Here is a 12,978-nt window from a genome sequence, read left to right as displayed (position 1 = left end):
CTCCGCCCCTACCCGTCCCATGCTTCCGGGCTACGCCCGGTGTCAGCCCGTCCGGCGTTTGAGGACGAGCGCGTCAGCGCGATGCGGGGGTCTGGGGGCGGCAGCCCCCAGGTACGGGACGGGTAGGGGCGGAGGGGGCGAGAACCCGTAGTTCCTCAGACGCCCCCGTCGGCAAGCCGCTGTCGCGGGATCAGCGCCGACGCCGGGGCCAGGGACCGTCCCTGCCCGCCGCCCTCGGCGATGGAGCGGTCGTGGACCGGCATGTCGTCCCGGAGCAGGGGCTCCGGGATGAAGACGGCCGCGGTCACGCCTCCGCTCGGCGTCTGCCGGAGTTCGACCCGCAGACCCTGCCGCTCGGCCAGCCGGTTCACCACGAACAGCCCGATCTGCTTGGCGTCGAGGAGATCGACCCGCTGGGCCTGGATCTTCCGGTTCGCCTCGGCCATCGCCTCCTCGTTCATGCCGAAGCCGCTGTCCTCGACCTCGACGAGGACACCGTCCCGCAGCCGGGCGGCCTTCAGCTGCACCTTGGTGCTGGGCGGCGAGAAGGCCGCGGCGTTCTCGACGAGCTCGGCGAGGAGGTGGATCACGTCGGCGACCGAACCGCCGGCGACCGAGACACGGGGTACGGCCCAGATCTGGACGCGGGTGGCGTCCTCGATCTCGGCGACGGCGGCACGCAGTACGTCGGACAGCGCGATCGGCGTACGCCACCCACGCCCCGGCGCGATCCCGGAGAGGATGAGCAGGCTCTCGGAGTGCCGCCGCATCCGGGTGGCGAGGTAGTCGACCCGGTACAGGTCCTGCAACTCCATCGCGTCCCGCTGCCGTTGCTCCATGGCGGACAGCAGATCCAGCTGCCGGTGCAGCAGCACCTGGCTGCGCCGGGCGAGGCTGACGTACACCCCGGAGATCCCGCTCAGCAGCTCGGCCCGCTCGGACGCGGCCTTGAGTGCGGCCCGCTGCACGGCGGTCAACGCGGTGCCCACCTGGGCCAGTTCGTCACCCACGAGCCGTCGCATGGGCGCCTCGGCGTCGATGTCGACGCCCTGCCCGGCGTGCAGCCGGCGCATGGCCTGCGGCAGCCGACGGCCGGCGACCTCCAGCGCGGAGTTCCGCAGATCGAGCAGTTCGACGATGAGCCCGCGTCCGACGAGCACGGACACGAGCAGCGACAGCAGTACGCCGATCAGTCCCAGGAGCATCGCGACGCCGGACGCGCCGAGCGTGGCCCAGCCGAACGGGTTCGCCTTCGCCGCGGCGGCGGTACCGGCCCCCGCCTCGGCCTTGGCCAGCCCCTTAAGGACGGCGGAAACGGAGTCGTCCCAGCCCGCCAGCAGACCGGCCGACACACCGGAGGCCCCGGGCCCTGCGCTGCGCACCCGGTTCTCGACGGCCTGCAGCTTCCCGTAACTGTCGCCCGCCAGAACGGTGTTGTACGCCGTCCGGTGCGCGGCCTTCAGGTCGGCGACCGCGGGCTTCAGCAGCGCCCGCTGCGTGGCGACGGCCCCGGTGAACAGCGCGTACTGGTCGGTCGTCAGCGACCCGGCCCCGCTCCCGGCGACGAGCAGCGCCTGTTCCTGGGCAACTGCCTCGCGGGCGCGGGAGAGTTCGAGGACGACGCGGGCCTCGGAGGTCGCGTCGGTGGTCTCGTCGCCGGTGAGCGCGCCGGTGACGGAGAAGCCGTGCTCGATGATCGCGGAGTACTTCGTGAACGCGGCGGAGGGCTTCGCCCCCTCCACACCGACCTCGGTGCGCAGGGCCGAAAGACCGCCCGCGTCGGATTCGAGGTGGTCGAGACGGCCGGGCAGCGCGGCGTTGAGCAGCTCGGCGTCGGAGCCGCTCGCGTCGACACCGGTGAGCAGCGTGGTGGAGGCCTTGTCGGTGGCGGCCCGCGCGGTCTCCAGGGCGGCGAGGCTGCGGGCACCCGGTGCGGCCACGTACCTCAGGGTGGCGGTCCGCTCGCCCTGCAGGGTGGTGACGAAGTCGCCGACGGGGGTGAGGAGTTCGGAGTTGACGTCCTTGGCCCGTTCCAGGTCGCCGATGCTGGACGCCGTGGTCACGGCGGCGAAGCCCCACAGTGCCATCAGGGACACGATGGGCAGCATGAGCAGGGCGACGATCTTCGCGCGAACGGATCTGGGACGCAGCCGGTCGGGCGTGCGGGGGACACGCATGGGGGGACCTCGTTCAGGGGGAGTTCAAGCGACGTACGGAAGGGGGCGGTTCAAGGGACGTGCGGGCGGTGCGGGCGCCCGGACGACGGGGAGCTCAAGTGCTGGACAGCTCAAGTACTCGACAGCTCAAGCGGTGGACAGCTCAGGCGGTGGACAGCTCGACCTGGCGGAGCAGTTCGGCGGCGGCGGCCGACTCGCGTCGCTTGCCGGTCGGGGACAGTGCGACGTACGCGGAGGTCAGGAAGAGGAACGAACCGAGCACCACGGCGAGCGGGAAGATGAACTCGGTTGCCGTGGCCCCGGAAAGCGTCGCGCTGCTGGGCGCGAGGCTGATGCTCACGGCCCACATCCCGGTGTAGTGCATGCTGACGACCGCGAGACCCATGACGAGGGCCGCGAGGGTGGCGAGGACGGGCCCGCGGACGATGAGGGTGAGCGTCAGCGCGGCGGTCGCGGCGACGACGGCGATGATGACGGAGGCGATGACGAGCGTGGGGTCGTAGTCGACCGTGGCGTTCAGGTTGAGCGCGGCCATGCCCGTGTAGTGCATGGCGGCGACGCCGAGCCCGGTGCCGATCCCGCCGAGCGTCACGGCCCGTACGCGGGAGCGCCCGTACCCGGCGGTGAAGACGCCCGCCCCGACGACCGCGACCGCCATCAGCAGGCTGAGCACGGTGAGCGGGACGTCGTACCGGATCGGTGTCCCGTCGACGGCGAAGCCCATCATCGCGATGAAGTGCATGGTCCAGATGCCGGAGCCGATGGCGATGGAGGCCATCAGCAGCCAGTTCCGTTTCGAGGCTCCGTCGGCCTCAAGTGCCCTGACCGTGCAGCGCAGTCCGAGCGCCGAGCCGACGCAGGCCATCGCGTAGGACAGGACGGGAGTGACCCATCCGGCGCTGAAGTGGTCCATGTGTCCCATGGGGAACCCCTCTCGTCCGGCGAGCGGGCATGGCCGCGCACACGGAAGTACCGCCGGTAACAGGAGACCGGGGAGGCCTGATCATGCCAGCCTCCGCTGAGGGGCAGACCGCACGAAAGGGACCATGGGGGGCGATAGATCAGAATAAAGTTACCGTGACGTAGGTTACACGTGGACCTTCACATTTATGCAGGTCAGGTGAAGGTGGGGTGAGGTCGGTGCCCGAGTCGGGTCAGTGACCGAGCACCGTGGCGCCCGGCGCCGCTCCCGACGCCGTGCGCACTGTCCGGCAGGTGCCGGAGGCCGACAGCGCCTCGGCCACCTCGGCCGCCGATTCCGGATCACGGGCGAGGAACGCCGTGGTCGGACCCGAACCGGAGACGAGCGCGGCGAGGGCGCCGGCGGCGCGGCCGGCGGCCAGGGTCTCGGCGAGCTCCGGGAAGAGCGAAAGGGCGGCGGGCTGAAGGTCGTTGGAGACCGCGGCGGCGAGCGCGGCGGCGTCTCCCTTCGCGAGGGCGGCGAACAGTTCCTGCGAGGCGACGGGCTCGGGGATCCGTACGCCCTCGTTCATCCGGTCGAACTCCCGGAACACCGCCGGGGTGGACAGCCCGCGCCCGGCCATCGCGAACACCCAGTGGAAGGTCCCGCCGACCTCGAGCGCCCGCAGCCGCTCGCCCCGTCCGAGGCCGAGCGCCGCCCCGCCCACCAGGCTGAACGGCACGTCGCTGCCCAACTCGGCGCAGATGTCGAGGAGTTCCTCGCGCGAGGCGTTCGTACCCCACAGGGTGTCGCAGGCGAGCAGCGCGCCGGCGCCGTCGGCGCTGCCGCCCGCCATGCCGCCCGCGACGGGGATGTCCTTGGCGATGTGGATGTGCACGTGGGGGTCCACGCCGTACCTGCGGCCGAGCTCGATGGCCGCCCGCGCCGCCAAATTCGTACGGTCGAGAGGGACTTGGTCGGCGTCGGGGCCCGAGCAGGTGACGCTCAGCTCGTCCGCCGCCGTCACCGTGACCTCGTCGTACAGGCCGACCGCGAGAAAGACGTTGGCCAGGTCGTGGAAGCCGTCGGGGCGGGCGCCGCCCACCGCGAGCTGGACGTTGACCTTGGCGGGGACACGTACGGTCACGGACTCGGTCACTTGGCCGCGGACTCCTCGTTCTCGACGACACGGTTCTCGGCGATACGGGCGAACTCCTCGACGGTGAGGGACTCGCCGCGGGCCTGCGGCGAGACCCCGGCGGCGACGAGCGCGGTCTCGGCCGCCGCGGCGGAACCGGCCCACCCGGCGAGCGCGGCCCTGAGCGTCTTCCGCCGCTGCGCGAACGCCGCGTCCACCACCGCGAACACCTCGCGCCTGGACGCCGTGGTCTTGATCGGCTCGGTGCGCCGGGTGAGCGCCACGAGCCCGCTGTCGACGTTGGGCGCCGGCCAGAAGACGTTGCGTCCGATGGAACCGGCCCGCTTCACGTCCGCGTACCAGTTGGCCTTCACCGACGGGACGCCGTACACCTTCGAGCCGGGCGGGGCCGCGAGCCGGTCCGCCACCTCGGCCTGCACCATCACGAGCGTGCGCTCGATGGTCGGGAAGGTCTCGAGCATGTGCAGCAGCACGGGAACGGCGACGTTGTACGGCAGGTTCGCCACGAGCGCCGTGGGAGCGGCGCCGGGCAGCTCCCGTACCTGCATCGCGTCGGAGTGCACGAGCGAGAAACGACCGGCGCGGGTCGGCATGCGCGCGGCGATGGTCGCGGGGAGCGCTCCGGCGAGTACGTCGTCGATCTCCACGGCGACGACCGCGTCGGCGGCCTCCAGCAGCGCGAGGGTCAGCGAGCCGAGCCCTGGGCCCACCTCGACGACCACGTCGTCCGGGCGTACGCCGGCGGTGCGCACGATACGACGCACCGTGTTCGCGTCGATCACAAAGTTCTGGCCGCGCTGCTTGGTGGGCCGCACGCCGAGGGCTCCCGCGAGTTCGCGGATCTCGGCGGGGCCCAGGAGGGCGTCGGGGGTGGGGCTGGTCACGGAGTAAGGGTACGGGCTGGAGATTTCCAGCCCGTCCGGCGTTTGAGGACGAGCGCGTCAGCGCGATACGGGGGTCTGGGGGCGGAGCCCCCAGGAACAAGGGACGGGTAGGGGCGGAGGGGGCGAAAAACCCACCCTCACCCCCGCAACCGCGCCCCACAATGCGGCCAAGGACTAGCCCCCCGCCGCACATAAAGCTTCTTCGCCCGAAACGTCTGCTCCGCCGCAGGCGCGTCCTGCGGCCGCCCCGCACCCCCGAGCCCCTGCCACGTCCGCGTGTCGAACTGATAGAGCCCGCCGTACGTACCGGAGGGATCCACCGCCCCGGGCCGCCCCCCCGACTCACACGCAGCAAGCCCGGACCAGTCCAGATGATCGGCCCCGCCGACGGACGTAGGCAGCGGCTTCGTCCCGACCTTCACCACCTGCGCCCGCGGCTCCCGCACCACCTCGGACCTCACCCGCCGCGGCTTCTGCTTGACCCCGTTGACGGTCCGCAGGAGGTACGTGACCCGCCGCACCCCCGGCTGCCCGGCCCGCTCGACCACCTCGGTCCCCCGGAACAGCGAGGAATCCTGGCTCCGCTCCACCGCGAACGGAATCGGCTCCTCGCGGACCTCCTTGGTCCCGGTGACCCGCATGACGGTGACGGTCTGCCCGTCGCGGGGGAAGCTCCCGGGCGCGACGGAGGTGGTGTCCTGCCCGTGCAGCGTGATCCCGGCCTCGTCGAGGGCCTCGCGCACGCTCGCCGCGTTCGTACGGATCGTCCGCGCCCGCCCGTCCGCCATGATCGTCACCGTGCGCTCGGTGCGGACGTCGAGCTCCAGCCCGGCGCGGCCGATCCGCTGGGAGCGCGAGGTCGACAGATACGCCCCCTCCGCGCGCACTCCGAGCTGCCTGAGCGCCCCGTCCACCGTGTGCGCCGTCGTCCACACCTGGCGCCGTTGCCCGTCGAGGGTGAGGCGCACGGGGCGCCCGTAGTGCACCGCGACCTCGTCGCCGCTCGCGAGCGCCGTGCCGGGAGCGGGCGCCACGACGTCGTGCGCCCCCACGTCCACGCCCTCGTCGGCGAGCAGTTCGGTCACGTCGTCCGCGAAGGTGTGCAGCGTGCGCGGCTTCCCGTCGACGCTGAGCTCGATCGCCTTGTCGTTGGCGACGAAGGCGGAGGTGCCGCCTGCCAGGAACGCGACGACCAGCGCCTGCGGGAGCAGCCGCCGCAGCGGGTCGGGACGCTCGCCGGTGCGCCTGCGCCGAGCCGCGCGCCGGGCTTCGGCACGGCCGCCGGGCCGCGGAGCGGCACCCTCGGGGGCCGCCTGCCGAGGCAGCAGGGGCTCGGTGGGAAGGTCGGACTCCGGCACGTACGCCTCGTACGCGGGCTCGTACGTGTCCGGGTACACCGGAGCGTCCGAGGACTCCGGGAAGTCCGGGTAGCCGTGGCCGGCAGACGGCTCATAGTCCTCGTACGACGGGCCGACCGCCCCCGTCGTACCGGCTGTTCCAGTCGTTCCGTACGTCTCGTACTGCGAGTTGCTCACGACGACACGCTCCAGGGGGAGTCCGGATCGGGCGACCAGAACCTAGCGGAGCGGTCGTCACTCTCCAAAGCAACGCGGCTACGCTGTGTCGCGACACTGCCCTGAGGTGCGGTCGGGAAGAACCCCCGGAAGCGTTATTCGTCAGTAATCAAACGCACGCGCGGTGTTCGCGGAGATCGAGGTCGCCAGCTCGTCCTCGCCGATTCCCCGCACCGCGGCCATGGCGCGGACCGTGACCGGAATGAGATACGGAGCGTTAGGCCGTCCGCGGTACGGCACGGGGGTCAGGAAGGGCGCGTCGGTCTCGACGAGGACGAGCTCCAGGGGCGCCACGGCGAGCGCGTCACGCAGCGGCTGGGCGTTCTTGAAGGTCATGTTGCCGGCGAAGGACATGAAGTAGCCGGCGCGGGCGCACACTTCGGCCATCGCGGCGTCACCTGAGTAGCAGTGGAAGACGGTCCGCTCGGGGGCGCCCTCCTCCTTGAGGATGCGCAGTACGTCGGCGTGGGCGTCGCGGTCGTGGATGACCAGGGCCTTGCCGTGCCGCTTGGCGATCTCGATGTGGGCCCGGAAGGACCGTTCCTGCGCCGCCTTGCCCTCGGGGCCGGTGCGGAAGTAGTCGAGCCCGGTCTCGCCGACACCCTTGACCTGCGGCAGAGCTGCCAGCCGGTCGATCTCGGCGAGCGCCTCGTCCAGCGCACCGTCGCCGCCCGGCCGCCGCTCGCCCTGCCGGGACCAGCCGTCGGGGTCGCCGTGGACGATACGGGGCGCTTCGTTGGGGTGCAGCGCGACCGTCGCGTGGACGGCGTCGTACGCGGCAGCCGTCTCGGCCGCCCAGCGTGAGCCGTTCACGTCGCAGCCGACCTGGACGACCGTCGTCACCCCGACCGAGGCGGCCTTGGCGAGGCCCTCGTCCACCGTGCCGGACTGCATGTCGAGGTGGGTGTGCGAGTCGGCGACGGGCACGCGCAGCGGCGCGGGGAGGGGCGGAGCTTCGGCAGCGGAGGAGGGCATGCCCCGATCCTACGAAAGGGGCATGCCCTGCCTCACCGGAGCCCGGGCTCTCGCCGGGTCATCCGGCCTTGCGGTGCGCGAACGGGTGCAGCAGATCCGAGAGGTGCCAGTGGTGCGGCTCCTTGGATGCCGACCGCGGCTCCGACTGGGGCTCCCCAAAGCCCTCGTCGTGCGTCACCTCGGGCTTGCGCCGCTGCTCGGTTCGCTGCATGCGGTGGATGGAGTCCTGGACGGAGGACACCTGACCGGCGCGCATGATGCGCACCACATGGTTGTCGCAGTTCAGGCAGGTGGGCCGGCTCAGCGGCGAAGGCACGACCTGGCCGTTCGCGACGTACATCACGAACTCGCTGCCCTCGGCGTCGAGGTGGTGCTCTATCTCGTACGACTGCTCCCACCCGTGCCCGCAGCGCATGCAGGCGAAGGAATACGACTCGTTGACGACGGCGGTGGCCGCGGCGCTGCGGGGACCGGTCTGTCCTGCGATCTCACTCATGCCAGCTCCTTTGTCCGCTGGACAAGCGCCTCCGGCTTGCGGAGGCGGAGGGACGGTGCGTCCCTTTACCCAGTGGACGCTTCTCCCGGCGCGAGTGCACGAGACCTGTCGACTGTTGGAGACGTCTTGGCCGTTCCTTGCCACAACGCTCCTGGTGGCGGGCCTGCGCTTTGCCTTCCACGGTAGCCCTTTGCCCGCTTATGGGGGAGTACTAGCAGCGCGCTTATAGGGGTCTGCGGGGCGGGCGCTTCCGGGGTGTTTCCGATGGTGCCCACGGGACCTACGAGGTGCCGGTCCGGACCTACGAGGTGCCGGTCCGGGCCGCGTTCTTCGCCGCGACCACCGCGTCGAAGACATCCCGCTTCGGGAGCCCCGCCTCCGCCGCCACCACGGCGATCGCCTCCTTGCGCCGCTCCCCCGCGTCCTCGCGCACCTGGACCCGGCGCACCAGCTCGGCGGCGTCCAGCTGCTCGGCCTTCTCGGGGGCGCCCTCGACGACGACGGTGATCTCACCGCGTACGCCCTCGGCGGCCCAGGCGGCCAGCTCGGCCAGCGGGCCGCGCTTGACCTCCTCGTACGTCTTCGTCAGCTCGCGGCAGACGGCGGCGCGGCGCCCGGCGCCGAAGGCCTCGGCCATCGCGGCGAGGGTGTCGTCGAGGCGGTGCGGTGCCTCGAAATAGACCAGCGTGCGACGCTCGTCGGCGACTTCGCGCAGCCGGGACAGCCGCTCGCCCGCCTTCCGGGGCAGGAAGCCCTCGAAGCAGAAGCGGTCGACGGGCAGCCCGGACATCGCGAGCGCGGTGAGCACCGCGGACGGGCCGGGTACGGCGGTGACCTTGATGTCCTTCTCGACGGCGGCGGCGACCAGCCGGTACCCGGGGTCCGACACGGAGGGCATCCCGGCGTCGGTCACCAGCACCACCCGCGCCCCGCCCACCAGCGCCTCGACCAGCTCGGGAGTACGGGCCGCCTCGTTCCCCTCGAAGTACGAGACCACGCGCCCGCCGACCTGCACGCCCAGCGACTGAGTGAGCCGCCGCAGCCGCCGGGTGTCCTCGGCGGCGACGACATCGGCCCCGGCCAGTTCCTGGGCGAGCCGGGGCGGCGCGTCCGAGATGTCACCAATGGGGGTGCCTGCCAACACAAGGATTCCTGTCACGGCCCCATCCTCGCAGGGCCCCGCCGGGACAACCTCATCCGGACGGAAGGGCCCGGGCGCGGGACTCCCACAGAAGGGTTCCCTACGATGGCGCGGTGACCAGTACCGCGTCCTCCACGGACACCCGGCAGGGCCAGGCCGCCGAAGACCAGCGGCCGTCGTGGCAGCAGCGGCTGCGCCGCTTCGGATACACGGCGAGGCCGCCCATCGACGTACGCGACAGGCTGGTGCCTCCGTACGCCGAGCCCAGCCCGCGCATCTGGGCCACGCTCGGGCTGCGCCACGAGCTGGCCGAGCGCGTCACGCGCTGGTCGGGGTGGGGCGGCCCGCTCCTGGTGACGCTGCTCGCCGGGCTGATGCGGTTCTGGAACCTGGGCAGTCCCAAGGCGGTGATATTCGACGAGACGTACTACGCCAAGGACGCCTGGGCGCTGTTCAACCGCGGCTACGAGGTCAACTGGGCCAAGGACGCCAACGACCTGATCCTCCAGGGCAACGGCAACATCCGGATCCCCACCGACGCCGCCTATGTCGTGCACCCGCCGGTCGGCAAGTACGTCATCGGGCTCGGCGAGTGGATGTTCGGCTTCAACCCCTTCGGCTGGCGCTTCATGACGGCGGTGCTCGGCACACTGTCGGTGCTGCTGCTGTGCCGCATCGGGCGCCGCCTGTTCCGCTCGACCTTCCTCGGCTGCCTGGCGGGCGCGCTGATGGCGGTCGACGGCCTGCACTTCGTGATGAGCCGCACCTCGCTGCTCGACGGCGTGCTCATGTTCTTCATCCTGGCCGCGTTCGGCTGCCTGGTCGTCGACCGCGACAAGGCCCGCGCGAAACTGGCGGCGGCGCTCCCGCCGGACGCGGACGGCCTCGTACGCCCCGACGCGCACACCGCCGAGACCACCCGCCTCGGCTGGCGCCCCTGGCGCTGGGGAGCCGGCCTCATGCTGGGCCTGGCCCTCGGCACCAAGTGGAACGCCCTCTACGTCCTCGCAGCGTTCTGCCTGATGGCCGTCCTCTGGGACGCCGCCTCGCGCCGCGTCGCCGGCGCCCGTCACCCGTACGCGGCGGCCCTCAAGCACGACACGGGCATCACCTTCCTGGCCACGGTCCCGGTCGCACTCGCCACCTACCTGATCTCCTGGACCGGCTGGATCCTCTCCCCGTCCGACGGCACCGGCGGCTACTTCCGCAACTGGGCGGCGACCGAAGGCAAGGGCGGCAGCTGGACCTTCCTCCCCGACTGGCTGCGCAGCCTGTGGCACTACGAGCACGAGGTGTACGAGTTCCACGTCGGCCTCTCGTCCCCGCACACCTACCAGTCGAACCCGTGGAGCTGGCTCGTCCTGGGCCGTCCGGTCTCCTACTTCTACGAGTCACCGGCCCCTGGCACCGACGGCTGCCCCACGGACGCGGCCGAGAAGTGCGCCCGCGAGGTGCTGGCCCTGGGCACCCCGCTCCTGTGGTGGACGGCCTGCTTCGCGATCCTCTACGTCCTGTGGCGCTGGGCCTTCCGCCGCGACTGGCGCGCGGGCGCGATCGCCTGCGGCATCGCGGCCGGCTACCTCCCCTGGTTCATGTACCAGGAACGCACGATCTTCTTCTTCTACGCCGTCGTCTTCGTACCCTTCCTCTGCCTGGCCGTCGCCATGCTGCTCGGCGCGATCATCGGCCCACCGGGCTCCACAGAACGCCGCCGCGTCATCGGCGCCACAGCAGCGGGCGTCCTGGTCCTACTGATCGCCTGGAACTTCATCTACTTCTGGCCGCTGTACACGGGCCAGGCGATCCCCATCGACAGCTGGCGGTCGCGTATGTGGCTGGACACCTGGGTCTGACGGTCGACCCGTCGACCGGGGTTAACAATCAGGGAACACCGCTCCCACGCGTCACTTCGCCCGCATAGAGTGCCGACAGGACCACCTTTCTGAACGCGTTCAGAAGTTTGGGGAGGGGTTCACGGGGAGGGGAACGACCGATGCGCAAGGGGGCGAAGGCCGCCATCGTCGGCAGTGTGTTCGCGGTGATGGTGGGGGGTGCCGGGTACGGCGCCTACAACGTGGTGACCGCGATCAGCGGGGACGAGGGGACCAGCGGGTCGTCCGGGCCGGCGGCGGTGAAGACCGGGCCGCCGAGTGCCGACGAGGTCAAAGAGGCGTCGGAGAAGTTCTTCGCGGCCTGGGAAAAGGGCGACGCGGTGACGGCGGCGGCGCTCACGAACAACGACGCGGACGCGGACCCGGTGCTGAGCAGCTACAGCGGCGCCGGACACATAGCCAAGGTGCAGATCACGCCGGGCACGCCGTCCGGTGCGTCCGTGCCGTTCTCGGTCAAGGCGACGGTGTCGTTCGACGGGAAGAGCAAGCCGCTCTCGTACGACTCCGAACTGACCGTCGTACGCGGGCTCACCACCGGGAAGGCGCTGGTCGACTGGAAGCCGTCCGTCGTCCATCCCGAGCTGGCGAAGGGCGACACGTTCGTCACGGGCGAGGCGGCGAACCCGCCGATCGAGGCCGTGGACCGGAACAACGTTGTCCTGACCGCCGAGAAGTACCCGTCGCTCGGCCCGATCCTGGACGAACTGCGCGGAAAGTACGGCGAGTCCGCGGGCGGCACGGCCGGTGTCGAGCTGGCGATCCGGCACGAGGACGAGAACGCGGGCGACACCACGCTCCTGACCCTCGCCAAGGGCGAGCCCGGCAAGCTGCGGACGACGCTCAGCGCGAGCGTGCAGGCGGCGGCCGAGAAGGCGGTCAAGGAGTACGACCAGTCGTCCCTGGTCGCCGTGAAGCCGAGCACCGGTGAGGTGCTGGCAGTGGCCAACAACCGCAAGGACGCCTTCAACGCGGCGTTCCTCGGCAGGGTGGCACCCGGCTCCACGATGAAGATCATCACCGCGGCGATGCTCATAGACAACGGCGTGGCCTCGATGAACGGCCCGGCGCCCTGTACGCAGACCGCGATCTGGCAGAGCCAGACCTTCAAGAACCTCACCAACATGCAGCCCAACGAGAACGCGACCCTCCTCAACGACTTCATGCGGTCCTGCAACACCGGCTTCATCAATCTCATCGACGGCACCGAGGCGAACCCGCTCACCGACGAGTCGCTGACGACCGAGGCGCAGAGCCGGTTCGGCCTGGGCCAGGACAACTGGAAGACCGGTATCGCGTCCTTCGACGGCAGCGTCCCGGCCTCCGGCGGCCCGGACCGCGCGGCGAACGCGATCGGCCAGGGCCAGGTGCAGATGAACCCGCTGAACCTGGCCTCGGTGACGGCGACCGCCATGACCGGCACCTTCCGGCAGCCGGTCCTCGTGTCGCCCGAGCTCGACGACCGCCGGCTGGCCACCGCCAAGGGGCTGCCCTCGAACACGGTCTCGCAGCTCCGCTCGATGATGAACGCCACCGCGGTCAGCGGCACCGCGGCCAAGGCCATGGCCGGGGTCGGCGGCGGCAGCATCGGCGCCAAGACCGGCTCCGCCGAGATCGACGGCAAGGCCGTGTCCGACAGCTGGTTCACCGGCTACCGCAACGACATCGCGGCCGCCGCGCTGGTCCAGGGAGGCGGCCACGGAGGAGACGCGGCCGGTCCGATCGTCGCAGCTGTGCTACGAACTGGTGGCTGAAGTCACTCCTCACAGGGCGGGACCCTAG

General features: G+C 71.3%; 10 protein-coding genes. 2 read left to right on the top strand and 8 right to left on the bottom strand.

The window, feature by feature from the left end:
• Nucleotides 1-155: 155 nt before the first annotated feature.
• The 8 genes from OG246_RS12940 to rsmI all read right to left on the bottom strand — a co-directional run bounded on the left by OG246_RS12940 (nucleotide 156) and on the right by rsmI (nucleotide 9,325).
• The gene (locus OG246_RS12940) at nucleotides 156-2,177 is read right to left on the bottom strand and encodes a nitrate- and nitrite sensing domain-containing protein (RefSeq protein WP_266460325.1); all 2,022 of its coding nucleotides are present in this window, start codon (nucleotides 2,175-2,177) and stop codon (nucleotides 156-158) included.
• Between the two features lie 142 nt (nucleotides 2,178-2,319).
• Entirely contained in the window at nucleotides 2,320-3,099 is a 780-nt protein-coding gene (locus OG246_RS12935) for an MHYT domain-containing protein (protein WP_266460322.1), read from the bottom strand.
• A 232-nt stretch (nucleotides 3,100-3,331) separates the two neighbouring features.
• Nucleotides 3,332-4,237 (bottom strand): 4-(cytidine 5'-diphospho)-2-C-methyl-D-erythritol kinase, encoded by a 906-nt coding sequence (locus OG246_RS12930; RefSeq protein ID WP_266460319.1) that lies wholly within the window; start codon nucleotides 4,235-4,237, stop codon nucleotides 3,332-3,334.
• Nucleotides 4,234-5,121: a 16S rRNA (adenine(1518)-N(6)/adenine(1519)-N(6))-dimethyltransferase RsmA gene (gene rsmA, locus OG246_RS12925; RefSeq protein ID WP_266460316.1), complete on the bottom strand. Its 888-nt coding sequence runs from the start codon at nucleotides 5,119-5,121 to the stop codon at nucleotides 4,234-4,236. Before rsmA ends, OG246_RS12930 begins: the two co-directional genes overlap by 4 nt.
• 137 nt (nucleotides 5,122-5,258) lie before the next feature.
• The gene (locus OG246_RS12920; RefSeq protein WP_266460314.1) at nucleotides 5,259-6,656 is read right to left on the bottom strand and encodes a resuscitation-promoting factor; all 1,398 of its coding nucleotides are present in this window, start codon (nucleotides 6,654-6,656) and stop codon (nucleotides 5,259-5,261) included.
• Nucleotides 6,657-6,797: 141 nt separating this feature from the next.
• Complete coding sequence (locus tag OG246_RS12915) at nucleotides 6,798-7,670, bottom strand: TatD family hydrolase (protein WP_266460311.1); 873 nt, start codon at nucleotides 7,668-7,670, stop codon at nucleotides 6,798-6,800.
• Nucleotides 7,671-7,728: 58 nt separating this feature from the next.
• The gene (locus OG246_RS12910) at nucleotides 7,729-8,166 is read right to left on the bottom strand and encodes a hypothetical protein (RefSeq protein ID WP_266460309.1); all 438 of its coding nucleotides are present in this window, start codon (nucleotides 8,164-8,166) and stop codon (nucleotides 7,729-7,731) included.
• Between the two features lie 301 nt (nucleotides 8,167-8,467).
• A complete protein-coding gene (gene rsmI / locus OG246_RS12905) occupies nucleotides 8,468-9,325 on the bottom strand; it encodes a 16S rRNA (cytidine(1402)-2'-O)-methyltransferase (protein WP_266460306.1) in 858 nt (285 codons plus the stop codon).
• Nucleotides 9,326-9,420: 95 nt separating this feature from the next.
• Here rsmI and OG246_RS12900 point away from each other — a divergent pair, with 95 nt between their 5' ends.
• Entirely contained in the window at nucleotides 9,421-11,160 is a 1,740-nt protein-coding gene (locus OG246_RS12900; RefSeq protein WP_266460304.1) for a dolichyl-phosphate-mannose--protein mannosyltransferase, read from the top strand.
• Between the two features lie 140 nt (nucleotides 11,161-11,300).
• The gene (locus OG246_RS12895) at nucleotides 11,301-12,950 is read left to right on the top strand and encodes a penicillin-binding transpeptidase domain-containing protein (protein WP_266460302.1); all 1,650 of its coding nucleotides are present in this window, start codon (nucleotides 11,301-11,303) and stop codon (nucleotides 12,948-12,950) included.
• The last annotated feature ends 28 nt before the right edge of the window (nucleotides 12,951-12,978 follow it).

The sequence above is a fragment of the Streptomyces sp. NBC_00620 genome (assembly GCF_026341825.1).
Lineage (GTDB): Bacteria > Actinomycetota > Actinomycetes > Streptomycetales > Streptomycetaceae > Streptomyces.
This window is presented reverse-complemented; position numbering and strand designations above follow the sequence as displayed.